Origin of the sequence: Paenibacillus sp. NAIST15-1 (genome assembly GCF_001894745.1) — a bacterium.
Classification (GTDB): Bacteria; Bacillota; Bacilli; order Paenibacillales; family Paenibacillaceae; genus Paenibacillus_B; species Paenibacillus_B suaedae.
On record NZ_BBYF01000020.1, the window covers coordinates 1 to 26,191 of the forward strand.

Annotated in this window: 27 protein-coding genes and 1 other annotated feature; of the genes, 3 read left to right on the forward strand and 24 right to left on the reverse strand. The window is 47.4% G+C overall.

The features are described from left to right. Positions 1-315 precede the first annotated feature (315 nt). The 6 genes from PBN151_RS26305 to PBN151_RS26330 form a co-directional block, all read right to left on the reverse strand. Entirely contained in the window at positions 316-2,325 is a 2,010-nt protein-coding gene (locus tag PBN151_RS26305) for a LysM peptidoglycan-binding domain-containing protein (protein WP_072731568.1), read from the reverse strand. A 283-nt stretch (positions 2,326-2,608) separates the two neighbouring features. Beyond that, the gene (pheA, locus tag PBN151_RS26310) at positions 2,609-3,478 is read right to left on the reverse strand and encodes a prephenate dehydratase (RefSeq protein ID WP_072731569.1); all 870 of its coding nucleotides are present in this window, start codon (positions 3,476-3,478) and stop codon (positions 2,609-2,611) included. A gap of 21 nt (positions 3,479-3,499) precedes the next feature. Next, a complete protein-coding gene (thrB, locus tag PBN151_RS26315) occupies positions 3,500-4,459 on the reverse strand; it encodes a homoserine kinase (protein WP_072731570.1) in 960 nt (319 codons plus the stop codon). Beyond that, complete coding sequence (thrC, locus tag PBN151_RS26320) at positions 4,459-5,526, reverse strand: threonine synthase (RefSeq protein ID WP_072731571.1); 1,068 nt, start codon at positions 5,524-5,526, stop codon at positions 4,459-4,461. The genes thrB and thrC overlap by 1 nt, the downstream gene beginning before the upstream one ends. A 35-nt stretch (positions 5,527-5,561) precedes the next feature. Then, positions 5,562-6,848 (reverse strand): homoserine dehydrogenase, encoded by a 1,287-nt coding sequence (locus tag PBN151_RS26325; protein ID WP_072731572.1) that lies wholly within the window; start codon positions 6,846-6,848, stop codon positions 5,562-5,564. An 83-nt stretch (positions 6,849-6,931) separates the two neighbouring features. Then, positions 6,932-7,369, reverse strand: coding sequence for an ACT domain-containing protein (locus PBN151_RS26330; RefSeq protein ID WP_021254232.1), 438 nt, complete (start codon positions 7,367-7,369; stop codon positions 6,932-6,934). Between the two features lie 298 nt (positions 7,370-7,667). Here PBN151_RS26330 and PBN151_RS26335 point away from each other — a divergent pair, with 298 nt between their 5' ends. Next, a complete protein-coding gene (locus PBN151_RS26335) occupies positions 7,668-8,537 on the forward strand; it encodes an aldo/keto reductase (protein ID WP_083545341.1) in 870 nt (289 codons plus the stop codon). A gap of 81 nt (positions 8,538-8,618) precedes the next feature. Here PBN151_RS26335 and obgE read toward each other — a convergent pair whose 3' ends face one another. The 13 genes from obgE to mreC form a co-directional block, all read right to left on the reverse strand. Then, positions 8,619-9,935, reverse strand: a complete 1,317-nt coding sequence (obgE, locus tag PBN151_RS26340) for a GTPase ObgE (protein WP_072731573.1) — start codon at positions 9,933-9,935, stop codon at positions 8,619-8,621. 12 nt (positions 9,936-9,947) lie between these two features. Next, positions 9,948-10,703, reverse strand: coding sequence for a Spo0B domain-containing protein (locus PBN151_RS26345; RefSeq protein WP_072731574.1), 756 nt, complete (start codon positions 10,701-10,703; stop codon positions 9,948-9,950). Positions 10,704-11,148: 445 nt separating this feature from the next. Then, on the reverse strand, positions 11,149-11,460 hold the full coding sequence (gene rpmA, locus PBN151_RS26350; RefSeq protein ID WP_021254228.1) for a 50S ribosomal protein L27: 312 nt from the start codon (positions 11,458-11,460) through the stop codon (positions 11,149-11,151). A 22-nt stretch (positions 11,461-11,482) separates the two neighbouring features. Next, positions 11,483-11,809: a ribosomal-processing cysteine protease Prp gene (locus tag PBN151_RS26355; RefSeq protein WP_021254227.1), complete on the reverse strand. Its 327-nt coding sequence runs from the start codon at positions 11,807-11,809 to the stop codon at positions 11,483-11,485. An 11-nt stretch (positions 11,810-11,820) separates the two neighbouring features. Continuing rightward, the gene (gene rplU / locus PBN151_RS26360; protein WP_005547385.1) at positions 11,821-12,132 is read right to left on the reverse strand and encodes a 50S ribosomal protein L21; all 312 of its coding nucleotides are present in this window, start codon (positions 12,130-12,132) and stop codon (positions 11,821-11,823) included. A gap of 13 nt (positions 12,133-12,145) precedes the next feature. Further along, positions 12,146-12,226 (reverse strand) — a sequence feature (ribosomal protein L21 leader region). A gap of 53 nt (positions 12,227-12,279) precedes the next feature. After that, a complete protein-coding gene (locus PBN151_RS26365) occupies positions 12,280-13,545 on the reverse strand; it encodes an Rne/Rng family ribonuclease (protein ID WP_021254225.1) in 1,266 nt (421 codons plus the stop codon). 146 nt (positions 13,546-13,691) lie between these two features. Further along, a complete protein-coding gene (locus tag PBN151_RS26370) occupies positions 13,692-14,561 on the reverse strand; it encodes a site-2 protease family protein (protein ID WP_028533800.1) in 870 nt (289 codons plus the stop codon). Continuing rightward, positions 14,554-15,486, reverse strand: coding sequence for a M23 family metallopeptidase (locus tag PBN151_RS26375; RefSeq protein ID WP_072731575.1), 933 nt, complete (start codon positions 15,484-15,486; stop codon positions 14,554-14,556). The genes PBN151_RS26370 and PBN151_RS26375 overlap by 8 nt, the downstream gene beginning before the upstream one ends. A 216-nt stretch (positions 15,487-15,702) precedes the next feature. Then, on the reverse strand, positions 15,703-16,860 hold the full coding sequence (locus PBN151_RS26380; protein WP_021254222.1) for an FtsW/RodA/SpoVE family cell cycle protein: 1,158 nt from the start codon (positions 16,858-16,860) through the stop codon (positions 15,703-15,705). Between the two features lie 7 nt (positions 16,861-16,867). Beyond that, entirely contained in the window at positions 16,868-17,665 is a 798-nt protein-coding gene (minD, locus tag PBN151_RS26385) for a septum site-determining protein MinD (RefSeq protein ID WP_021254221.1), read from the reverse strand. Between the two features lie 4 nt (positions 17,666-17,669). Next, positions 17,670-18,326, reverse strand: a complete 657-nt coding sequence (gene minC / locus PBN151_RS26390) for a septum site-determining protein MinC (RefSeq protein ID WP_065293529.1) — start codon at positions 18,324-18,326, stop codon at positions 17,670-17,672. A 128-nt stretch (positions 18,327-18,454) separates the two neighbouring features. Beyond that, the gene (gene mreD / locus PBN151_RS26395) at positions 18,455-18,982 is read right to left on the reverse strand and encodes a rod shape-determining protein MreD (protein ID WP_021254219.1); all 528 of its coding nucleotides are present in this window, start codon (positions 18,980-18,982) and stop codon (positions 18,455-18,457) included. Continuing rightward, on the reverse strand, positions 18,979-19,881 hold the full coding sequence (gene mreC / locus PBN151_RS26400) for a rod shape-determining protein MreC (protein WP_036591306.1): 903 nt from the start codon (positions 19,879-19,881) through the stop codon (positions 18,979-18,981). The genes mreD and mreC overlap by 4 nt, the downstream gene beginning before the upstream one ends. Before the next feature lie 66 nt (positions 19,882-19,947). On the opposite strand from mreC, the gene PBN151_RS31550 reads away from it, so the two are divergent. After that, entirely contained in the window at positions 19,948-20,118 is a 171-nt protein-coding gene (locus PBN151_RS31550) for a hypothetical protein (protein ID WP_175560804.1), read from the forward strand. Here PBN151_RS31550 and PBN151_RS26405 read toward each other — a convergent pair. From PBN151_RS26405 to PBN151_RS26420, 4 genes are all read right to left on the reverse strand, one after another. Next, positions 20,070-21,104, reverse strand: coding sequence for a rod shape-determining protein (locus tag PBN151_RS26405; protein ID WP_021254217.1), 1,035 nt, complete (start codon positions 21,102-21,104; stop codon positions 20,070-20,072). The genes PBN151_RS31550 and PBN151_RS26405 overlap by 49 nt on opposite strands. A 43-nt stretch (positions 21,105-21,147) precedes the next feature. Then, complete coding sequence (gene radC, locus PBN151_RS26410; protein ID WP_065293527.1) at positions 21,148-21,834, reverse strand: RadC family protein; 687 nt, start codon at positions 21,832-21,834, stop codon at positions 21,148-21,150. Positions 21,835-22,000: 166 nt separating this feature from the next. Continuing rightward, complete coding sequence (locus tag PBN151_RS26415; RefSeq protein WP_072731577.1) at positions 22,001-22,609, reverse strand: Maf family protein; 609 nt, start codon at positions 22,607-22,609, stop codon at positions 22,001-22,003. 280 nt (positions 22,610-22,889) lie between these two features. Next, on the reverse strand, positions 22,890-24,254 hold the full coding sequence (locus tag PBN151_RS26420; RefSeq protein WP_072731579.1) for an SPOR domain-containing protein: 1,365 nt from the start codon (positions 24,252-24,254) through the stop codon (positions 22,890-22,892). Positions 24,255-24,431: 177 nt separating this feature from the next. On the opposite strand from PBN151_RS26420, the gene PBN151_RS26425 reads away from it, so the two are divergent. Further along, a complete protein-coding gene (locus tag PBN151_RS26425; protein ID WP_021254213.1) occupies positions 24,432-24,668 on the forward strand; it encodes a hypothetical protein in 237 nt (78 codons plus the stop codon). A 150-nt stretch (positions 24,669-24,818) separates the two neighbouring features. Here the strand turns inward: PBN151_RS26425 and murC are convergent, their stop codons facing one another. Further along, on the reverse strand, positions 24,819-26,189 hold the full coding sequence (murC, locus tag PBN151_RS26430) for a UDP-N-acetylmuramate--L-alanine ligase (RefSeq protein WP_072731580.1): 1,371 nt from the start codon (positions 26,187-26,189) through the stop codon (positions 24,819-24,821). Positions 26,190-26,191: the final 2 nt, after the last annotated feature.

The window sequence follows — 26,191 nt, forward strand, 5'->3', positions numbered from 1 at the left end:
ACCTCATTCACAAACGTTGCTCGTTGTTCAGTTTTCAAAGAACAATCTTCATTTCTTGCTGCTCCGACATTTTTCAACATCTTTCGCAACAGGAACTTTATCTTATCACAGGAGCTAATTTGTTGTCAACACTTTTTTTAAAATCTTTTTTTAGAAGATTCGTTTGAAGCGTTGAAGCTCTACTGCGCCGCCGCATCTCGCGACTGGATTTATAATATATCATGGCCTGTCCCATCTTGACAACAGGAAATATCAACCATGATCATTCTGCTTAATGCAGTCTCTCTCATAGTTGATACTCCAGCTTCCTTTGGATTATCCGTTGATCCACGGAATGCTTCTCGAGTTCACGTTAGAACGCTTCTGCGCCGTTTTCTTTTTTCCCGTGCTCTTCTTTTTTGTCGTCCGGGAAGGCGACCCTTTAATCCTCGCCTGTTGTTCCTTTTTTGTACCTACACTGGATACATGCCCTTCTTTGTCCGTTGTGGATGCCGATTCTCTGTTGAACTCCACTTCATGTTCTTCACGTTTGCCATGACCACCCGCTCCGATTGAAGCGTTACTCCCCAAAGACGAATTGGCGAATCCCGGAATGGATCCGTATAAGTTTGGATTGTAGAAGTGCATACCGTCCGAACCATACCCTGTTGGCTGCTCATAAGAATCGTTCCCTTGTGTACCTGCTGGGGCATACATATTAGCTGCATTCATTAATGACTGATTCGCATATGGATGCTTGCCATGCTCTTCTCCACAACCACAAGCATACACAAATGGTTGAGCAATCGGCCCCCATACTGCTGTTGGTACTGCAGCCGGAATTGCAGAAGGAATATATCCCGGAACCGTCGATACTGCACCACCATACACAGGAGGATATGGCGGATAGATAGCAGTTGGTACAGGCGGAAAGCCAGGATTGCAGAAGACTGGTGTCGGTGGGCAGTAACACTCATAAGGAGAAAACGGTTGCTTCGACTCTGTGATCGGCGATACATTCGGCTGTATATTCGATTGTACGTAAGGCTCGATATTCGGTTGAATGTTTGGTTGTACATTTGGATAGATGTTCGGTTGGATGTTCGGTTGTACGTAAGGTTCAATATTCGGTTGGATGTTCGGCTGTACATTTGGATAAATGTTCGGTTGGATGTCCGATTGTACGTAAGGTTCAATATTCGGTTGGATGTTCGGCTGTACATTTGGATAAATGTTCGGTTGGATGTCCGATTGTACGTAAGGTTCGATATTCGGTTGGATGTTGGTAGGGTACCAATTACTAGCTATATGATTACAACCACAAGGCTCATACTGTACAGGGGACACATATTGCGGCATAACTGGGACAGGAATTTCGTAGCTTGGCGGGAATGATGGAACTGGGGCGGCATAAGGTTGTTGCATGTTTGGCTGGTTTAGAAAAGATTGATTCCCCATAGATGGGTCAAAGTTTGACGGGTAGTTTATAGGCTGATTGTACCCTGCCCATGGATGCGCATGTTGGGTACTTCCATAGTCCACCTTTTCCATTTCATATACAAATTCAGTTGCATGGTGTGGTTTCTTGACCTCTTTCTTGGGCTGTACAATCTCTTGGATAGGTTTTAGCTCATTCACTTGCTTGTTCTCTTCGTTCGGTTGAGGAACTTTGGTTTGCGGCATAACTTCTTTTTTCGGCTCTACAATTTCTACTTTTGGCTTCGTGATTTCAACCTTTGGCTTTTCCACTTCTTCCTTCGGCTTCACGACCTCTTCCTTCGGTTTCGTTACTTCTTCCTTCGGCTTCACAACCTCTTCCTTCGGTTTCGTTACTTCTTCCTTCGGCTTCACAACCTCTTCTTTCGGTTTCGTTACTTCTTCTTTCGGCTTCACGACCTCTTCTTTCGGTTTCGTTACCTCTTCTTTCGGTTTCGTTACTTCAGACTTGGGCTTCGTCATTTCTTCCTTAGAGGATGGCGGCTTATTAACATTAGGGGCCGGAACATTGCCATCTGACTGCATTTTAGGGATGTTTACAACTTGACCGATCACCAGCACATTCGGATTTTTGAGCTGCGGATTCGCATCGATTAAAGTTTGAAGAGGTATTCCCCACGCTTTAGACAATTTCCATAGGGTGTCCCCTTCCTTTACAACGTGCTTGTGAACGATCTCATGTCCACTTGAGGGAACCGGAGTCGACGGGACTTTAATTTTCATGCCAACATCCAGTTCGTTCGGGTTAGCAAGCTGACTGTTCATAGCAATAAGTTCTTCTAAAGTAATTCCGTATTTTTTCGCCAGCGCATATAGCGTGTCGCCTTTCTTGACAATGTGTATTTTCACTTCATGCAACCTCCCACACGTTCGTCATCCTACTCTTACCGGACATAAGCCCGAAATCACCTACTTTATCCTATGCAGCAAATAGGCGTTTGACATCCATGTGTGCAATAAAATCAAAAAAATCCTCCCTTGTTAGGGAGGACAACGATCCGGAATACTCGCACAGCACTACAAAACTACTTATATCATTGCAGCTTGCAGCGCCGTGATTTTTCTTTATCTCGTTCTTACGACTTACATCAAGCCATACTTAAACCAAGAACGCCCTAATTTATTTGTTCCCTCAGCCATTTGAATCCGCTAATGAGAACTCATACGAATAACTTGGATAAGAACCAAGAATACGAACTTGGCAGCCGATCGCTTCAATTTCTTCGATGGCAGCAGGGAGCAGAACGGTATCTAACGCCATTTCTACATCAATGTAAAAGTAATAACTGCCTAATTTCCTCTTGGTTGGACGGGACTCAATGCGAGATAAATTAATTCGTCTCCAAGCAAATGCAGACAAAACCTGATGAAGCGCCCCCGGGAAATCCTCAGGCAAGGTAACCAAAATGGTCGTCTTATGTGCAGTTGAAGGAGGTAATTCCAGTGGCTTCCTCCCAATGAGCACAAATCGAGTAAAGTTGTTATTATGATCCGTCACTGTTGGCGCCAATATATCCAACCCATGCGTATGCGCACCTACAGTCGTTCCAATAGCTGCCCAGCCGCGACCTGGATTCTGCTTCACAATATTGATTGCCTCAGCTGTACTGCTCACATGTTCGAGTTCCGCATGCGGCAAATACTTGCGAATGTACTGCATGCACTGTGCCATCGCTACAGGATGTGACATTACTTTTTGAATACTGCCCAAATCCCCCTGCAGTTCCTCACGGCGTCCAATCAAATTCTGAATAGACGGAAAGACCCATTCCGCTTGAAACGGCAAATCCACCTCATGAACAATCCAGTCCATATGTAGGTTGACCGAACCTTCAATTGTATTCTCAATGGGGATGACACTATATTCTGAATCGCCACGCGCAGTCGAAAGAAACACATCCGAAATCAGCTTATAGTGTACAAATTGATGATCCTGTCCTGCTAAATGCAATGCCGCTTCATGCGAAACGGAGCCCTCCGGCAATAATGCAATTCGTGCCATGTACGCTAACTCCTTCGTAGACTATTCAAGCATGCGCGCAGATAAGATTGATTCCACATCGCTCCATGTACCAATACATACTGCACCTTCATGACTCGGCTCCAATTCTTTCACAACAGCATCGATTAGATGCTCGCTAAATGTATCTCGCATAAACGAAATGAGTTCTTGGGTGTCACTGCGCTTGTCAATAAACGCAAGCAGAGTTGGGCCCGCGCCACTGAGCGCGACACCAAGCGCACCGTTCTGCACAGCATGCTCCAAAATATGAGTCATACCTGGAATCATCGGGGCACGGTATGGCTGATGGAGACAATCCTTCATCGCTTCAGACAATAAGTCGTATCTCCCACTGCTCAAAGCAGCTACAAGAAGCGAAGACCGACTGATATTAAATACAGCTTTGGCCATGTCTACTTGGCTGGGCAGCACACCTCGAGCTTGCTTTGTTTCAAGCTGGAACTGAGGGATAGCGACCACAGTGGATAGGTAACTATCCGGCTCAACACGAACATAAGTCGTATGTTCTCCATCCCATGCAGCTGCTACAATCCCTCCTATGAGGGAGGCTCCAACATTGTCAGGATGGCGTTCAATAGCCGTCGCCATGTCGTAGAGACGATCCGCATCGAGCGGCTCACCGATCAGCTGATTCGCCGCTACCAAACCGCCAATAATGGCTGAGGCACTGCTTCCGAGTCCTCTTGTCAACGGGATTTCACTATATACATCCATCTCAATCGGACGACGCTCAATTCCCGCTTCATCAAATACTGATTGTGCAATTCGATAGATAAGATTGCTCTCATCCGTCGGTACCCCCTCAAGATCAGAACCGTGCAATCGAATGATAGCTTGATCCGCTGGTTTCATCGCAACCCACAGATGAAGTTGAAGCGCCATGCCCAATGTATCGAATCCTGGCCCTAAATTCGCGGTGCTCGCCGGTACACGCACGAGCACCCCTTCTTCCCGCCACATTATTGTTCACGCTCCAGCTTCGCAATTGCTTCCATAACAGCTTCTTCTGTATCCTGAACGACGAGCGGTTCCTTCGCTACTGTCTTAATTGCGATATTCGGATCCTTCAGACCATGTCCAGTAAGCACGCTCACCACACTCTCTCCGCCCTTGAAGTATCCTTCCTTATGAAGCTTCAGCACACCAGCAAGCGAAGCAGCAGAGCCCGGCTCAGCAAATACCCCTTCCCTCACAGCCATTAATTGATAAGCTTCAAGGATTTGTTCGTCGGTCACGTAATTAATTTGGCCAGCCGATTGTTCAGCAGCTTCTACTGCCGTCTTCCAACTTGCCGGATTACCGATTCGGATAGCAGTAGCCACCGTCTCCGGATCCGAAATCGGTTCACCCTTTACAATCGCCATTGCACCTTCTGCTTCAAAACCTACCATTCTCGGCAGGGAGTCTGTCTTGCCGGCAGCATGATATTCCTTGAACCCTTTCCAATAAGCCGAAATATTGCCAGCGTTGCCAACCGGAATTGCAAGCACATCGGGCGCTTTCCCCAATTGATCACACACTTCGAAAGCTGCCGTCTTCTGACCCTCGATTCGATATGGATTTACCGAATTCACGAGTGTAATCGGGTGCTTGGCCGTAATCTCCCTCACGATCTCCAACGCACGGTCGAAGTTGCCCTGAATCGCAATAATTTTGGCACCATAGATCATTGCTTGAGCGAGCTTGCCGAGCGCAATATTATTGTTGGGTATGAGAACGATACAATTCAAGCCAGCACGAGCTGCATAAGCTGCAGCCGCAGCAGATGTATTGCCTGTAGAAGCACACATGATTGTGCGGCTTCCCTCCTCTACTGCCTTCGCTACTGCCATAACCATGCCGCGATCCTTGAACGATCCAGTAGGGTTCAATCCCTCATATTTGAAATACAAATTCAATCCAAGCTCTTCGGATAGACGATCCGCGCGAATGAGCGGTGTATTCCCCTCATGCAGTGTCAGCTTTGGCGTATTGTCGTTGATAGGCAAATATGATTTGTATGTTTCTAGTAGTCCCATGTATCTCATCGAAATAACCCCTTTTCTGCTGCCTGATTGGTGGATTAGCCTTCTACCCGATATGCACTCTTGATGGATTTAATAACATCCAAGTTTTCAAAATGCTTAAACACTTTCTTCATGTTCGCTTGGCTGGCTTGATGTGTGATAATGATAATTTCAGCATCTGGATTATGCGAATTCGGCTGTTGGACGACGGAATCGAGGCTCACATCGTACTCCGCGAATACTTGCGTAATCTGTGCCAATACCCCCGCCTTATCTTCCACATGAAGAAGAATAAAGTTCTTATATGAAATTTGATCATCTGTTTTCAATTTCTTTTCCTTATATGGAGTCAGCGCCCGCAATCCGTTCACGCCGAGCTTCATATTTTTGATGACAGCCGTCAAGTCTGCAACAACAGAGGTAGCTGTAGGCATCTCACCAGCACCAGGGCCATAGAACATCGTCTCGCCAACGGCTTCGCCATACACATATACAGCATTGAAGACACCATTGACCGAAGCGAGCGGATGAGCATTGCTGACCATCGTAGGCTGCACAACAACACTAATCTGATCATCCTGACGTTCTGCGATACCGAGCAGCTTCATCTCATAACCGAGACGCTTCGCAAACATAATGTCTTCTTTTTTGATTTGTGAAATTCCGCGAACTTCAACATCCTCCAACGCCACGTCCGCGTGGAAGCCAAGTGTTGCTAAGATGGCCATCTTGCGTGCAGCATCAAGCCCTTCTACATCCGAAGTAGGGTCAGCTTCTGCATATCCAAGCTGCTGCGCTTCCCTCAGCACTTCCTCATAGCCCGCGCCTTCCTTGCTCATCTTCGTCAAAATGAAGTTCGTCGTTCCGTTCACAATCCCCATAATCTTCTTAATCCGGTCAGATGAGAAGCTCTCCATCAAGGTGCGGATAATCGGAATGCCTCCAGCTACACTTGCCTCGTACAATACATCGCAATGATTCGCTTTCGCTTTGGCCATAATTTCACGCCCGTGCAGCGCCATTAAGTCTTTGTTCGCCGTAACCACATGTTTGCCGCGCTCCAGCGCATCCATGATATATTGCTTCGTTGGCTCAAGACCACCCATGACTTCAATCACAATATCAATATCCGGGTTGTTAATAATATCTTCTGCATGTTCTGTTAGCTTATGTTCAGGAATGCTAATGCTGCGCTCCTTATGAATGTCATTCACGAGTACCTTCTCAATTACAATCGGCGAGCCCACTTGGCTGGACAAATCCTCTTGATGCCCCTCCACAATACGTACAACACCAGTTCCTACCGTCCCCAATCCTAGCAATCCAACTTTAATCGGCTTCATAAATCAGTTCCTCCCCTTCTCCCAGCAGCTGTCTGTATCTAATGTAGTTATAGAGTAATACCGATGTAATTAAGCAAGTACACTTACCCTTGTCCGATGATCGTCACACGCTTTACCCCAGGGATATCCCGAAGCGCATCCAGCATATTGCCGAATGGCTCTGCGATAAGTGACGTTTCAACCGAGATTACAACATTCGCAATTCCTTGCAGGGGTATCGTCTGATTGATTGTCAATACGTTTCCCTCATAGGAAGCGACAGAACCAAGCACTTTAGATAAAATGCCTGAACGGTGATCCAAATCCATTGAGATCGTTACAATCCGTTCGCGCTCCAATTGATTAAGCGGAAAGATACCGTCTTTATATTTGTAAAAAGCACTGCGGCTCAAATCAACTCGTTCTGCAGCTTCATGAACCGTCTTCACTTCACCTGTCGCGAGCAATTGCTTCGCTCTTACCGTCTTCACTACCGCCTCTGGCAATATGTCTTCTCTCACCAAGTAATATCGCTCTGCCATGATTGAGTCCTCCGTATAAAGACTTTTGTTTATTTATAGAGGACATTATAGCGGATATGTGCGCAAGTTGGCAATAGGCCAATCTATAAATATTTTCTCTAATTCATTTTACACGCATAAAAAGTTTAATCTATTATACACGATTATCCCTATCGTCTTCCTTGTTTTTATTTAAAAATAATGAAAACCGTTCTGACGAAAAAAAAAAAACGAAACCTTCTCTTCCCTTCACAGTAACAGTATAAAATGATTAAATTTGAAACTGCTTCATTTTTCCATAGAGGAGGTAAAGTTATTCATGATGCACACACTGCTTGGTACTACTCAAATACAGGTGTCAAAGCTTGGCCTAGGATGCGCTCCACTATCTGTAGCCGGCAGACCTGACCGAGGGCAAGCGATCGCGACCATCCAAGCTGCCTTCGAAAGCGGAATCACGTTATTTGACACTGCCGATACGTACTGCCTTGATGATCACGATCTCGGCCACAATGAACAATTGCTGCAAGAAGCACTATCTGCCTATTCCACGGAAGAGTACCTAATTATTACAAAAGGGGGGCTAGCTCGTCCGAATGGGTCCTGGATATGCGACGGCCGACCCGATTCTCTTCGCTCTGCATGCGAGCTCAGCTTACATACTCTAAAGCGGGAATGCCATCCTCTATACATTTTGCACGCTCCCGATCCTTCTGTTCCTATTGAAGAATCTGTTGGAGCGTTAAGCCGACTTCAGGAAGAAGGAAAAATTCTCCATATAGGCCTATCTAATGTTACTGTGAGCGAGTGTCAGCGTGTCCAGCAAATCGCACCCATCACTTGTATTCAGAACCGTCTCCATCTTCATGACAGACACTCGAATGACGTGCTTCGATACTGTGATGAGCATAGGATCAGCTTCATTGCGTATAGCCCATTCGGTGGGCCGAGCAATTCCATCCATTTGCAGAACCATCCTGTATTGTCAGAACTGGCACAGAAGTATTCGGCAAGCCCTTATCAGATTGTGATTGCGTGGCTGCTTGCACTATCCCCTAATCTCATTCCCATACCGGCAGCCACCAAGCCTTCCTCTATTCAAGACAGTGTACGCGGAATGGATATTCTGCTGGATGAAGCTGACCTGCTTCGTCTTACGAATATTGATCAGGCCAATACTCCCACTTGATCGAAGCGCCACTTCCATTGACTCAAAAAAAGAACGCCCGACCCAAAAGGGTCAGGCGTTCTAATCATTTTCTTATGAACTTCAATAGTAGCTGCTGCCTTCAACGAACTCAAATTCAAAATCAGCAATGCGGACAATCGTCCCATCAACTGCACCACGCTTGCGCAGCGCTTCATCAATTCCCATGTGGCGCAGTGTCCGCGCAAAGCGCAAGATCGCATCATGAGAGTTCATTTGCATGCGCTTCAGCATATTCTCAACAGCTTCGCTCTCAACTACGAACGTATCGTTCTCGCGGCGAATTGTAAATTCTGAATCACGTCTTGTCTTCTCGAAGCGATAGATTTTACGCTCATCAACCTCTGCCACTTCTTCGACTTCAGGAGCATCAGGCAACTGCTCAAGCAACTCCATCGCTCGATAGAGCAACTCTTGAATACCTTGCCGTGTCAGCGAGGAGATTGGCATAATCTCAATATCGCTTCCCGTCATCTCGCGAACCTTCTCACGGAATACCGCCAAATTCTCTTCTGCCTCAGGCATATCCATCTTATTAGCAGCGATAATTTGCGGCCGCTCGGACAACTTCTCATTGTATAACTTCAATTCCTCGTTAATCTTCACCCAATCATCGAATGGATCTCTACCTTCCATGCCCGCCATATCCACAACATGAACAATGATGCGGGTACGTTCAACGTGACGAAGGAATTCATGACCCAATCCAATACCCGTATGAGCTCCTTCAATCAACCCAGGAAGATCGGCCATAACGAAGCTGCGTCCTTCTCCGACATCCACCATGCCTAAGTTCGGTGTAATCGTCGTAAAATGATACGCACCAATCTTCGGCTGCGCCGCAGATACAACAGACAGGAGAGTTGACTTGCCGACACTCGGGAATCCGACCAAGCCGACATCAGCCATGACCTTCAATTCAAGGATAACCCAGCGCTCCTGACCTTCTTCTCCATGTTCTGCAAGTTCCGGTGCAGGATTGTTCGCTGTTGCGAAGCGGATGTTGCCTCGTCCTCCACGGCCGCCCTTGGCAATAACAACCTCTTGGCCTTGACGGGTAAGGTCAGCAATAACTTCCTTCGTATCATCATCGATGACTACCGTACCAGGGGGAACGCGGACAATCATATCCTCCGCATTCGCTCCATGCCGGCTCTTATTCCGGCCCTTCTCCCCGCGATCTGCCTTAAAGTGCTTCTGGTAGCGGAAATCGACAAGCGTACGCAATCCTTCATCTACACGGAAAATAACGTCGCCGCCATGTCCTCCGTCACCGCCAGCGGGACCACCCATTGGCACATACTTCTCTCTGCGGTACGAGACGATTCCGTCGCCTCCGTCGCCGCCTTTAACATAAATCCTCGTCTTATCTACAAACATGCTGTCACCTCATTATGCACTGCATGGCACGACTATTTGGTAGGCGTCCTGCCCATCATGATGATTCGCCGACAACTGCTCCAGCCGCACGCCGCGTTCCATCGCAATTCGTCTCAGCTTCTCGGCCACTTCGCCCGGCCGAAGCAGTTTACCCTCTAATTGATATTGAATGTTAAGCTGGCTCGATTCACACCATATCGCAAGCTGCAGCGGGCAATAAACGTCCCCCTGCTCCTTGGATGCGAAGCGGAATGTGTTAACCGTCTCGATAATCATATTCGTCAAGCGGACAGTGTCCACTTCCAGGTTCAATCGGTCGAGTTCAAGAGGCTCTGGTATCATTACCTTGAGCGGCATCGTACCGCCAGAGGTACGGTGCTGCATCAAAAACATAACGAGTTCCGGAAAACCAAGTTTGGCAATTCGGCTTTCCTCCGCCATTCTTTCTTTTATTGTTTCCACGCAGTCCGGTAATTTATCGTACTTTTTCAAACGAACATATCCATACAGAAGCTGCAAGTCGTTCATCCAATCATGCCGCTGATGATTCATTAAGTGAATTGCTGCTAATTGGGTTTCTTGAAGCATTCGTTCTCTTTGTCGTTGTTGTTGTCGCGAGAATAGCAAAAATGCTCCGCCAATACTGGCAGCCACAACGAATGCGAGTCCAAAACGCCACCCGATGTGCATATTCCAACCAATGATAGCTGCTGTCCCAGCTGCAGCGACAGCCCAGCAACAGCCGATCCATAAGCTTGTCCTATTCATCACTTCGCTCCCCGATACTCACACATTTCCAGTTATGTACAAACTCCCCGAATTTCAGTATATCACGCGCCTGAAACCTCGTCCAAACAAAATCATACTAAGAAATAAAGGATTTGCACAAATCATTCCAGTAACAACAGAATTAGAAACAATGTGGACCGCGCTGATGGCGGCATTATGCGGGAAATAATGAGCAGACAAAAAGGAATTGATGTGGCATAGCCCCTTCGAAGCATTTCCTCAGATGAGCGACTATGTTATCTCTCGATCGAACAACAACTTCGGCTTCGCACAGGCTTGGTACAGGCTTGGTACAAGCTTGGCATAAGCTCTACATAAGCTCTGTGCACAGGCTTGACATATCGTGCACTTTGCCAGACAACGCATTGTCGTCTCTTATTCATTAAAAAAACCCCCGGCTCAAGCCGAGGGTTCTTCAGTCGTCTTAGTTCTCCACAGCTGCTGCAACAGGTGCAACTTCAACCGGGTAGACGCTCGCTTTTTTGCGATCGCGGCCCCAACGTTCGAACTTAACAACGCCATCCACTTTCGCGAACAGAGTGTCGTCCTTACCGATGCCCACGTTGTTACCTGGGTGGATTTTCGTACCACGTTGACGCACCAAAATGCTGCCAGCAGAAACTACTTGACCGTCGGAGCGCTTCACACCAAGACGGCGACCGATACTATCACGGCCGTTCTTTGTGGAACCTACCCCTTTTTTGGATGCGAACAACTGAAGGTTCAGTTTCAACATTATAGTCTACCTCCTTGCTCACTTAATTGTCTTCTATTTGAAGATACGAATCGTATGAAGTTTCGATCGTGTGTAAACTGACGATCATCGACTCCAACAGCAATTGAACTTTAGCTTCGATATCCGGCTGATTAATGCGTGGAACACGTCCACTCAAAAATCCATCCTTCATCTTGCATTCCAGCTCAATGCCCGTCAATGCTTCAATGGCGTTCACCGTACCCACCGATACCGAAGAGACTCCCGCACATACGATATCCTCTCCGTGGCGAGCATAATTCGCATGTCCTTCAATGGAGAAGCTCTCAATTGAATGATCCGGCTTGCGCCGTATTGTAATGCGAATCATATGGCACCTTCTTACGCCTGAATGTTCTCAATCGTCACTTTTGTATACGGTTGACGATGACCTTGCTTACGACGGTAGTTCTTTTTCGCTTTGTACTTGTACACGACAATTTTCGCGCCTTTTCCATGCTTTTCAACTTTCGCCGTAACAGTAGCACCGGATACTACCGGAGTACCTGTGACCAAGCCGTTGTCCTTGGATACTGCCAATACACGGTCAAATGTCACGCTTTCGCCTTCAGCAGCGTTCAGCTTCTCGATGTACAATACATCACCAGCTTGAACTTTGTACTGCTTGCCACCTGTTTCGATAATTGCGTACATTGTGTTGCACCTCCTCATGTCTCAGACTCGCCTAAATCAGGTGGTGAAGCATCGCTTCACACTTCATACCTGTCTGGAGCGGTTACAGCATGTGCAGCACTAGACTTAACACATACCCGTAGATCTTAGCACACTCTTCAATAAAAATCAACGTATAATTTCCGGTTCCCGTTGAGAAAGCGAGGACAAAACAACTCCGCTTCCCTCGCACTCGGCACAGGGTTGGAACAGTTGGTGCATGACCTGCTCACGAACCTTCTTGCGTGTCAATTCCATTAGACCAAGCTTCGTCCAACCGACAACCAAGCACTTCGTACGATCCTTCCGCATCATCGTTTCCAATCGCTCCACAATACGCACTCGATGTTCTTCCGTATCCATATCGATGAAATCAACAATGATAATGCCGCCGATATCGCGAAGACGAATAAGACGCGCAATCTCTTCGGCCGCCTCCAGATTCGTTAAGAATACGGTCTCCTCCAGATCGCTTGTCCCCGTATATTTTCCCGTGTTCACATCAACAACCGTCAGTGCTTCCGTCTGATCCCATACTAGATATCCTCCGCTCTGCAGCCATGTCTTACGCTGGAAAGCCTTATCTAGCTGATCTTTCACCCGATAACGGGTAAATAGCGGCTCACTGTCTTTGTATACATGAATCCGATTTTCCAATTCAGGGTCAAACGAACGAACAAACGACTGCACCTTTTTCAATTGGCGAACATCATCAATGAGCAGCTGGTCAATCTCGCGTGAGAACGCATCCCGAACAAGCCGCTCCACCATGCTTAGATCACGGTGCAGCAACGCGGGAGCCTGAGCTTCCTTGGCACGATAACCAATCGTCTCCCACAACTCGCGGAGTGACTCAATATCACCCTCAAGCGTCTCCGTCAATTCACCTTGAGCAACGGTTCGAATGATCAGCCCCTCTTCGCCCTGGCGAAGTTGTTCAGCAAGCTGCTTCAATCGATTGCGCTCCGATTCCTGCTCAATCTTCTTAGATACACCGATATAATCGGCATATGGCATAAACACCGAATATCTGCCAGGTAGAGAATAATGCGTGGTTACACGCGCTCCCTTGCCTCCTAGCTGATCTTTCATCACTTGCACGATAAGTTCCTGTCCAACTCGAAGCAGACTCGTTATCGGCGGTTTCTGCTTAGGCTGCTTCTCCAAATGAGGATGTAAACAATCATCGACATATAAAAATGCATTTTTCTTCTGCCCGATGTCCACGAACGCAGCCTGCATTCCAGGAAGCACATTCACTACCCGCCCCTTAAATAAGCTGCCGACCAGCGTTGTGCCAGTTGCACGTTCGACTGCAAATTCGACGAGCCGACCATGTTCAAGCAACGCCATCTGCGTCACTTGTTCCTCACAGTGAACAATCATCTGATTCATGGTATCACCTCTACTACAGCGCGTCATCTTCCATTGTAACATGAAGCAGGATAAGGTGAACATGCCGGTTTATGGAACAGGCTAGAAAAAATGATAACCGTTTCTTTTCACCTCCAAAATTGTGACCGAACTTACCTAGATGGCGCTCATGATTTCATACGATTCTGAGGCGGAGGCTCATCGAAGAAGGCATCAATTAATTGCTGTTCCGGAACGATCCGTTGGATTCGCCCTTCATCACCCATTACATAAATGAAGTGGTAGTCATCTCTGCGGAACAGACGAACGATTCGAGACAACGAACGCCCCCCTTCTGTTACAATTGGGCGTCCTAGTGCGACCGAACTCTCCCACTCGCGCAACCTCGTTGGACGATTCATCAAAAATCGTATGAAACGAAAAGGAACATTCCGATGTTCCACCCAGTTGGTCCACAGCAAAAAGAGAGCTAGCATCAAGAGATTAATATTCAGCTTGCCTCCCACAACTACCGGGCACACACTGTACAGCAGCATAATGGCACTGCATCCAAGGCTGACCCTCGCACCAACAAGCAAGGTTCGATGATAGCTCATCCATAACGAACATGCTGCTTGCATCATTCGTCCGCCGTCAAGCGGAAGAATCGGCAGCAAATTGAACAATCCAATGAACGCATTGGCCTGAATAAACCCTTTCGCCCATTCTGGACTACACCAACCCATCGCTTCCGCATACCATGCAATTAATATCATGAGACCATTTTGTAATGGCCCCGCTACCGCTACAATCCACTCCTGCCAAGCAGGCGATAGTGCTCCATCATCCGTCTCCGCCATCCCTCCGAAGGGCAGCAGCTTCACTTCCGTGATGGTCCATCCAAACGCCTTAGCACAAGCTACATGTCCCAGTTCATGAATCAGCACGATCGTAAATAACGTAAGCAATTCAAATATATATCCTGTAGCTGCAGCTGCAGCCATAAGGATCACAAATAGCGGATGAAGTGAGTAGGTGGTTCCCCCCCATTTAATCAATTCGTATCACATCCGCCGGGTCAATATAAACGCCGCGCTGCTGCATCGCAAATGTAAGTACAGGCTCAGCACTTACCCCCGACTGGTTCTCCTGACTCTGTATCGTACCAATTGTTGCTCCGGGCTCAAGCCAGTCATCCTGTTGCACGGAAGTCGCTGTAAGCCCACTATACACCGTCACAAGACCATCGGCATGTTGGACAGTTACTGTAATTCCTGACTTCTCGTCTGAAGTTACCCGTTCAATTTTTCCCGTAGCAATATTCTGAACCTCAATCGCCGCACCGCTCGCATGATCGGGAGCAATCGCGACAGACTTCAGATTCATAGCAAACGGCTGCACAATCTGCCCCTTAATTGGGGATGGATAGGTATGTGTGGATTGTACAGCCTTCGTAGATTCCTTATCTCGTGGAAACAAAGGGATAAACACAGGTGTTCCGGAGAAAGTTCGCTCATACCACGCCGCAATCGGCCGCATGTCCATCTCATCATGAAGGGACAATTGAATCCAAGCGCGCATAGGTGCATTCCATTCCGCCGGGAAGGATGTGATTCCATAAGCTGCAGCGAACAACAAGATGGATACGAGAAGTCTGGAGCGCAAGGAGCGCCATACATTGCCTCTTCCTGTAGGAGGCTCTTCCCAGCCGTAGCGTTCATTCCACTTCGAACGGCTTATCTTCCACTGCTGCTCAGGATCATACGTATACTCTTGATTGAATTCGTAGTCCTCACGCTGCTCTCCGTTATTATAGACAGCCGTTGCAGAGGGAGTATTCAACACGACATCTGGTTGAACAAGTGAATGGGAAGACAGATTAACTTCCACAACTTCCTTCGCATGCGACTTACGTTTCATCTCTTCAGCCATTAGAATGTCACGGATTCGTTCTTCTCTTCGGCGCCGAATATCTTCTTTCATGCTCGTCTCATCCCTTCTTAACCCATTTCAACAATATGCATCAGCTGAATGATGTGCTTATCACATGTGTATGACAAGCCTACAGCAGATATGAGCAGTGAGCCTGAGAACAAGCAGATGTACGCAAAAAAGCGGCACTACATCCGTTATGGACGTTTTGCCGCCTTAGCGCTAATTTCGTAAATGATGAGACCAAGACCCTAATCTTCGACTCCATTAAGGCTCAATCTGATATTTCTCTTGATAAATGTGTATGCTCATCACCAGTCCAATACAAATCATATTCAAGAGAAGTGATGTACCGCCATAACTGATGAATGGCAGCGTAATCCCGGTAATCGGCATAAGGCCGATCATCATTCCGATGTTCTCGAATATTTGGAACACGAACATCGACACAATGCCGATTATCATGTACGACCCTCGCAAGTCATAGCACTGGAAGGAAATGAGAATCATCCTGTATATCATCAGGAAGTACAGCAGCAGCAGCAGGGCCGAGCCCTGGAACCCGAATTCCTCACCGATTACCACGAAGATGGCATCCGAATACGTATACGGTATGAAGCTGCGCTGCTTCAATTCGCCCTTCATGTAGCCATCACCGCTGAGTCCGCCTGAACCGATCGCAATCATCGCATAGTTGGATTGATGCTTCGCATCGTTGGTTGCTTCCGCTGGGTTGATAAATGTGTTTATCCGCTCATACCAATGCTTCTTCTCGATCTTATTCACGAAGAAATCCTTGACTTCTTTATTGAAGGTCGTGAACGATACGTAGACCGCCCCCCCTATGACCGCAACACAGAGGAGCGCCACAAGGACATGCCGGTATTTCACCGCTCCGATCCATAGCATACCAATCAGTATTACAATATAAATAATGGCGTTACCAAGGTCAGGCTGAATCACTACTAGTCCAAATGGAAGGATCGTTACCAATCCAATTGGCAGCAAGTCCTTCGTAAGTGAGAGTGGATCACCATTCCGTCTTCCTAGCAATTGCGCTAACGCAAATATGAGGGTAATCTTCGCGAGCTCTGCAGGCTGGAAGGTCTGCCCTCCGGGAAGCTTATACCAGCCAACAGCCCCGTTAAGATCCGCCCCTAGGAAAAACACGCCAACAAGAAGCAGGATCGTGATCCCCATTGAAATCGGCCAGCTCTTCAATAGCAATCGATAATCGAACAGCGCTACGGCAAACATGAGGATAAATCCGAGAATATAGAATATAATCGTCTTCATCATCATGGATGTATCGCTGAACATTGCATCCCCATGCGTTGCACTTAGGATGACCAGTGGGCTGAACACCGAGAACACGAGCAAAATACCGACTATAATCCAATCAATTCGTTTCAGCTTGTTAAACACTGATTAATCATCCCATTCCAAAAAACTTCTTCACACGGTCTAGCACGCCTTTCTTCTGTTCAAGCGGCATCAGTGGTACTGTATCCCCCAGGATGCGGCGCGCGATATTCCGATAAGCCACAGCAGCAGGCGCATCTGGATTCATGACCGTAGGTTCACCAGAGTTAGCCGCTTTAATAACCATTTCATCATCAGGAACAACGCCTAGCAAGTCGATATTGAGCACTTGCAAAATATCATCCAGCTCAAGCATGCCGCCATCCTTCTTCATCATATTGGCGCGAACACGGTTCACAATCAGCTTCGGTGAAGAGACTTCCGAATTCTCCAGCAGTCCAATAATCCGATCAGCGTCACGAACCGCAGCATTCTCAGGCGTCGTAACAACGATGGCATGGTCTGCTCCTGCGATCGCGTTTTTGAATCCTTGTTCAATGCCTGCTGGACAGTCAATAATAACGTATTCGAATTCCTTCTTCAGTTCCAGAACGATATCCTTGATCTGTTCTGGAGACACTGCCAACTTATCCTTCGTCTGAGCGGCAGGCAGCATATACAACTCATCAAAGCGCTTGTCCTTCACAAGCGCTTGATTCAATCGGCAACGGCCATCCGCAACATCGCAGATATCATAGATGATACGATTTTCAAGCCCCATCACGACGTCTAAGTTGCGAAGACCGATATCTGTATCGATCATGCACACTTTTTTGCCGAGCAAAGCAAGCGCGGTACCAATATTCGCGGATGTCGTCGTCTTGCCGACGCCGCCTTTGCCCGAAGTGACGACGATTGCCTCTCCCATCCTTCTACACTCCTTTGAACATATTGATGTCCTTGCGAACGCGATGTAGCTGCGAGATTTTATCAATTTGCATGACACCTTCATGCACATAAGCAAATTCCATATGCGATTGGGTTACACCCCATTCATCTGGCGGTCTGCTAATAATTTCCCCGATGCGTAGTTGCGTCGGTGCAAATAACGAGGCCCCAATAACGGCAGATAGCTCTCCTTCTGCCCCTGCATGAACCATTCCACGCAGCGCTCCTAGGACCATTACATCGCCAGTGCATATAATCATTCCGCTAGGATTGACATCTCCCAAAAACAATAAATTTCCTTCGTGGCGCAGCACCTGTCCAGAACGTACCATGCCGGTTCTCGTCTCAATACGATACCCCTTCTGCTCCGCCTTCTTGTCCTCAAAAGATTCAATCGAACGTACGAGTAAATTCCCCCGCTGACGCAGTACATCCAGCACTTCAGTCTTCTGCTCGTCTGTTACAGCGCGGGCTCCTAACTTGACATCGACATATACAATCGGTCCGTCGAAAAAATGCGGTGTATGTTCAAGCTTGTCGCGCAATTCGCCCAACAAGACTGCAAATTCACACTTATCGTCAAGCAGGAACACTAGGCCGTCCTTCATGCCTTTAATCGTTACCAGTGACTTGGCCGTCATGAAAGGTCCCTCCCCAATTTTATCTTTTTCGAGATGGAAGAGGAAAGTTCCTGCAACACCGGGTTGAAAAAGAAATTATCGATAACAAAAAGGCATAAGCCGTCTGGAAACATATTCCAAGACGGCTATTACCCCTGTTCATCTTCGGCAGACTTCTTCCCAGACAAATGGTCGAACCATCTTCGCATCGGAACATATATGGCCAGCGAGAAGACAAGCTGTACAATCAAGCTTGGAATCATAAAATCGAATATCGCATATTCGAATGTCATTCCATGCAAGCCAAACAGTCGGTAAGCTGCATACAGCATCGTCTGATAGGCAAAGCTGCCGAATACAGAAATGATTATCATCGTAATCATGGATGTGTTGCGAGACGCAAAAAGTAATCCTGTCAAATATCCGAGCAGCCCCATGCTAAATGTGTGTGGGCCCAGCATATGGCCATAATATACAATATCCTGCAGAAACCCGAATCCCAATCCCATCATCAACGCAGCATGCCGATGATGATATACGGCATGATACAGTATTACGATGAATACCAGTTGCGGGACAATCCGTCCTTGCCACGCATCTGGAATAAATACAGGCAGCAGCGAACCTTCCAGCAGGAAGAGAATGAACATAAATACGATCATCCAGTTTCGATTCATTGCTGCGCCTCTTTCCCCGTCTCCTTCATGTCCGGTGTGATAACGATGAACAACTCACGCCAGTCACGATAGGTTGCAGCAGGCTTAACCGTAGCAGAATGCGTCAATCCGATGTCCCCTACTTGCCGCGATACAACTTGGCCGAGAACGAGACCTTTCGGGAATGAACCGCCAAGGCCGGACGATACAATGGTATCTCCTTCTTCCAGCTCATCATCCTCTTGAATACGTGTCATTAAGAATGTACCACTGCTGTGGTCATAAGACTCAATCACGCCGAAAGACTTGTTTTCCTTGCCAAGTACAGTAGCTGATATTGCTGGTGAGTTCGGATCCTTCTCATCCATATTCGTCAACAACTGGACTGTGGAGGAGAATTCGAATACGCGACTGACAATCCCGACTACGCCTTCCGTCGATATAACCGGCATACCTTGACGAACTCCATTTTTCGAGCCAAGGTTCAAGTTCAACGTCTGGTTAAATGGATCGGCCACATTGATAGACGTCACTTGTGCAATTCGGTATTTATAAGGCATATTCATCTGCTTCTGACGCTCCGTAAATTCCAGATCGTCTAGAAGTCTCTTATTTTCTGCCGCAACCGAATTGTAGTAGGCCTTATCCCTTGTATATTGCGCGAGCATCGTCTTCAATTGCTCATTTTCTTCGTGCAGTTCCTTCAGACTGGAGACATCCTTCACGAAATTCGATACATACGATGCCGGTCTGTAGAATATTTGCTGCACAAAGGTTACCGTATCATGCACAAATTTCTCTGGCCAAGTAAGGTTTAGGCGTCCGCCTAGTGTAAACCCCATTAACGCAATAAACAAAATAAGGCCAAACAACATCAAAAATAAACGTTTGTTCCCCAGAAGCTTAAACAGTATTAACACCTTCTCATCGTAAAGAGGTACTCGTTCCCTCAGAAAAGAGGTCGCTCACGATGTCCACTTGCCATCATGAAGTCGTTTCCGCAAGCTTATGCCCAAGCATTAGGCTTGGCAGCAACCTTCAGTGATAACAATGCCCGCGTCGTTGGAACGAATCGACGCGGGTATCAGACTCCCTCATGGGCGTATTCTTATCGTTTGGAACGAAGCGCAGAGCTGCTGCGTCCCTTGAACAAATGAATATTATCAAGCGCGCGTCCAGTACCAATCGCTACGCAATCAAGCGGATTCTCTGCCACGATGACCGGCATGCCAGTCTCACGAGCAAGCAGCTTATCCAAATTACGAAGCAAAGCGCCGCCACCTGTCAATACAATACCGCGATCCATAATATCAGCTGCAAGCTCAGGAGGACATTTCTCCAATGTTACCTTAACAGCCTCAACAATAGAGCTCACTGTATCAGCCAAAGCATCTGTAATTTCGTTCGAGGAGATCGTGAGCGGCTTCGGAAGACCTGTCAGCAAGTCGCGACCGCGAATCTCCATCTGCTCTTCTTCATCAAGCCCCATAGCCGAGCCGATATCCATCTTCAGCTGTTCAGCTGTACGCTCACCAATCATCAAGTTGTATTGGCGCTTAATGAATTGAATAATTGCTTCGTCCATTTCGTCGCCTGCAACGCGAACGGAACGGCATGTCACGATACCTCCAAGGGAGATCACCGCTACTTCAGTTGTACCGCCACCAATATCAACGACCATACTTCCTGTTGGTTCCCATACAGGCAAGTCAGCACCAATTGCTGCCGCGAACGGCTCTTCAATCGTATAAGCTTCTCTAGCACCTGCTTGCTTCGTAGCATCTTCAACTGCACGCTGTTCAACAGCAGTAATACCAGAAGGCACACATACCATTACGTTCGGATGACGCGGAAACAGCGAACGCTGCTTCTGAGCTTGCCGAATAAAATATTTTATCATAGTAGCAGTTGTGTCGAAGTCAGCGATGACGCCGTCCTTCATTGGACGGATTGCACGGATATTCCCCGGCGTACGTCCAATCATATTTTTCGCTGATTCTCCTACCGCTTCAATCGTCTTCGAATCTGTGCGGATTGCTACCACAGACGGTTCGCGCACGACGACACCTTTACCGCGTACATAGACCAATGTATTAGCAGTTCCCAAGTCAATACCTAAATCTTTCGTAAAGCCACCCAACATGATGTTAATCTCCTTTTTATAACCTTCAATCTCAATCATTATATTACATGAGCCCGCGTTCCTTCAAACTCACATATTGGTTATCGCCAATAACCAAGTGATCCAGCAGTTCGATACCAACAATTTCTCCAGCTTCCATGAGCCGCCTAGTAAGCGCTACATCCTCTGGACTCGGTGTTGGATCTCCGCTTGGGTGATTGTGAGCACAAATGATGGAAGCTGCACCACACTTCAGGGCAGCCTTGAAAACTTCGCGGGGATGTACCAAAGATGCATCCAGGATTCCGATCGTAACCGTCTCCTGTGCCATAATTCGATTCTTCGTATTCAGAAACAAACAAATAAAATGTTCCTTGTCATAGTATCGCATCGACTCCATAAGCAGATCGGCTGCATCTTGCGGCCGTCGTACCTGCAGTGCATCCTCAAGACGAGAACGCGACATACGGCGTCCAAGCTCTAATCCTGCTTTTAGCTGCAGTGCCTTAGCGTCGCCAATACCACGAATCGCTGTCAACTCTGTCACAGACATATCGTGCAAATGCCGAAGCTGTCCTACGTGATTCAATATTCGCTGCGCTAATGTAATGGCCGATTCATTTTTCGTGCCTGTACGCAGTAATATTGCAAGTAATTCAGCATGACTTAATGACTCTGCCCCATATTGCATCATGCGTTCTCTCGGACGTTCTTCATGGGGAAGATCGCGTAGAAGTGGACTATGTCCCATCTTACAACCCCCTGTAGTCGATTGTCCGGTCGCCATCATGCACCGACGAAGCACCATTGGTCGGCATCCGCTGTTCCTAGGACCGTCTTGCATTCAACATTTCATACTCATCTTATCTCATTTACAATTACTGCTCCACCTTGCTGCTCCATACTGGCAGCGCCCATTACGGGATGATAATGCCATACGAAGCCAGCATATCGCTAACAAGCGACAACGGCAATCCAACTACGTTGAAATAACAGCCTTCAATTTGCGTGACAAGTGTTGAGCCAATTCCTTGAATCCCATAGGCCCCTGCCTTGTCCATTGGTTCACCAGTTGCAACATAGCGATGTATCTGTTCATCTGTCCATGGCTTCATATGGACTGTGGTTACACCATGCGCAACTTCTGTATGTTCGTCCGCTGAATCAATCATCGCCACGCCGGTATACACCTTGTGCGATCTTCCCTGCAGCCTAGTCAACATACGAACCGCATCCTCTTCATTCACTGGCTTGCCCAGCACTTCGCCATCCAAGACGACAATGGTGTCTGAACCGATGACAATACCGTGCTCACCAGCCGCCTTGCGGACATCTGCTACAGCCTGTGCCTTGCGCAGTGCCAGCGTCTCAACAATACAGTCAGGATCCAGATTGGGATCCACTGTCTCGTCTGCATTACTAGGATGTACGACATAAGGAAGACCGAGTGAACGGACAAGCTCTTGTCTCCGTGGTGAGGAGGAAGCCATTACGATCGTTGGTCGCTCAAATTTGGATATACTCATTTTCGTAGTCGCTCCTCGCCATTTTTTGACACTGTTCTATTATACGCGTAACTGGCTGTCGAAACAAACATTCAAATGATGATCTTTGCAAGATTTAGATGAACAATTTATGGTAATCTATGCAACAATCCCAAATTCATGCAGTTTTCTATCCTTCCCCTCACAACAATGCGAATGCAAGTTCTTATATACAAAACAGAGCCCCTTCAAAGAGCTACGCTCCTATCAAAAGACTCTGTTCCCAACAATATAATTGGCATGTGATCTATTCCGCTCTCAGCTACACCTTCATCGTACCCAACCAAACCGCCTCTGCATTCCGATAATGCATAACCGCCTGCTGGATACTCCATAAATGCGAGGACGAAGGCTGCTTATTATACTCATTCACTGCACTGATTGCTGTGTTCATGCTCTGAACCAGCTCCGTCCAAGCTTTCTTGGACTGGTCGGGAATCCCTTTTTGCACGGTGCTCATTTGCTGTGTCCACTTCTGATGCTCCTTCCGAAGCTGTTCCGTGATCTCTTGAGTGAATGCTTCGGTATTGGTTTTTTCTAAATACGCAATCGATTGAGACATTAACCATTCATTCACCACGTCACTTTGGCCTAAAAATTGCTCCACGGAGGCTGAGTCACCTTGGAATGCCAACTTTGTAATCGCCGGACGGTTCAAGGTTCTCACATACAAGTCCACCTGCTTGTTCTTCAGCAACGCGCTCAACCCCATCGCATCCTCCTTCGAAGGTGCTATCGCGGCATACACGCGATGCTGCTCTGACTTCTCCTCCATCGCAGCCAGCCCGAGTTCTCTCAGCTCCGCCGCTGCCTTCTGAGCCCCTTCTTCCTGAGCGAACACACCATATTGCAGCATGTAAAACACTTTCTCTGGAATATTCACATCCGTCACATACAGACCTGCTGCGGCTGCAGCCGAATTCCCTCCATTGCTAGTAGATGAGGACTTGCTTCCTGAATCCCCTGCCTTCACCGTTCCCTGTTCGTTCAATGCCGTGTCCTTAGATGCTGGCTCTCCACCTTTTCCTTGCTTATCATTCGCGAATACTGGAATTGCATCACTTGGATTAGGCATCGATACTTCGCCCTTGAATAGAGACAGAGCGAGAAATCCGAACAAGGCCCCCGTCGCGAGCGCGCCCGCAACGGAAGCAACGACTCTCCACACCGGGGGCTTGCGAGAACGTGTATGAATACCATGCCATAACAACTCGCCTTGATCACTAAGTGAACTAGAGGCAGGATCTTCAATAGAGGTTGGGATCGCATAACCGTTCTTCGGAATGTCACATTCAGGCTGACGATCCGACTCCCGAATCCAGCGCTCCACTCGTTCATCTTCGCTCTCAACCTTTTCTTGTTCCCGGTCATTGTTCGGAGCATCTATATCGACCTTTTCTATATGATGCCGATTCTCTATAGGAGTTGATTCACTATACTCTTCAAGTTCCGATACGCTCGCCCGCTCAACTGAAGCCCCATTCACAATCGTACCATCAGACATCTCCTCCCAATCTGTAAGCCGCTCTTTCTTCTTGCTCGCCTCTATGCCCTGAATCTCATGTTTATCCTTCACAGGCTGGGAATCATCGAATCGAAACGTCATCTTCGTTCGCATGTTGGTCATATCCGAACACCTACCTTGTCCTATTGGTTACTAGTAGATTTATGCTAGATTCGAATCCAATAGAACCTACCTTACAAATTATTGGCTAGAAAGTGCGTCCGTCCTCCTATATGCGTCCTATCAAATCTTGCAACGCTAGCATATGATATACAATCCCGCAGCAAAGGAGGGAATAGAATGAACAGCAAGAAAAGCAAGAAAAGCAACTTGCGTTTGACCCCAGCTGAGGTACGTCGATTCGTTAGACGAAATATCGGCCGTCGCGTGATTGTCGTTCTGTTTACTGGAGAAGTACTGGTTGGCAGAATCTTATCCTCGGGGCTTATCTCCTTCCGATTACGTGTACAGCGCCGGGGCTTTTTCTTTATCCGTCGTATTCTATTTGCAGCTGTAGTTGCTATTAGACTTGTGTAATCCACTCAGACAAAGACAATAAGTCAACAGAAAAAAAGATCGAACGAAGGGCCAAAATCCTGACCCCCAGCTCGATCTTTTCTTGCTATTCTAGTTGTTTACAGACTTACATCCCACTGTTGGAACATCGCTGACTTACTGCCAGAGATACTACGATTTCAATGCCTCAGTTAAGTCACGCGCTGTCTTCCAAATATCACCTGCACCCATTGTGATTACCAAATCTCCGGACTTCACAATTGATTTCAGATGCTCTAATGCATCATTCTTATCCGCAATGTACTGTGCGTTGCTGTTGCTGTTTTCGCGAATCCGGTCAACCAGTTTCGAAGAGTGTACCCCTTCAATCGGCTTCTCCCCAGCTGGAGAGTAGATATCTGTCAGAATCAGTTCATCTGCACCCTCAAATGCGCGGCTGAACTGATCGAACAGGAAATAAGTCCGCGAATAACGCTGCGGCTGAAATACGGCAACAATACGACGGTTTGTTGCTTTGGCAGCAGTAAGTGTTGCCTCAATCTCCGTCGGATGGTGAGCATAGTCATCTACAACAAGTACGCCCTGCTCTTCCCCAATTACTTGGAAACGGCGCTTAGCGCCAATAAAGTCCACGATGGCAGTAGATGCCTGTTCAAACGGAATGCCTGCACGCATAGCAACAATAATGGTCGCCATTGCATTCAACACATTATGCGTACCTGGAATAGACAATTGTACTGTGCCAAGCGCCTTGCCTTGATGATTCATCGTAAAGGTCATGCCGCGATCTTCCGCGATAATCTCTGTAGCTGTATAATCAGCCGCTTGCTCAATGCCGTATGTCACAACACCTGCGCCCAAGTTTGGAAGCATAGAACCAACAATCGGATCATCCGCACACACTACAGAGCATCCTTCCGGATTTACTTGTGATAGGAACTGTACATAAGCTTCCTTCAATCGCTCGAAATCCCCGCCATAATTCTCCAAATGATCTGCCTCTATGTTAAGTACAACCGCTATATGAGGGTGATAATTCAAGAAGGAGCCATCACTCTCATCCGCCTCAGCTACTACATATTCACTATTTCCTGCTTGGGCGTTCGTTCCTAGGTTCGTCACTTCGCCACCAATAATATAAGTCGGATCTACGCCACAGCGTTCCATGACAAAAGCAATCATGGAAGATGTCGTCGTCTTCCCGTGAGCACCAGCTACAGCGATGCCTTTCTTCGCATTCAGCAAGCGCGCCAGCATCTGTGAGCGGTGAATGACTGGAATCCCTTGCTGTTCAGCTGCAACTCGCTCTACATTATCTTTCGGACAAGCCGTAGAGTATACTACTGTGTCTGCGTTCTGAACATAGGCAGGGTCATGCCCGATATGTACAGTCGCTCCCTTTTTGCGTAACTTTTCCGTCAAATCCTGTTCGGCCACATCGGACCCCGTGACGGTGTACCCCATTTCCAGCATGACACGAGCGATGGCGCTCATCCCATAGCCCCCGATGCCGATAAAATGAATATGTTCCGTCGTATTCAAAA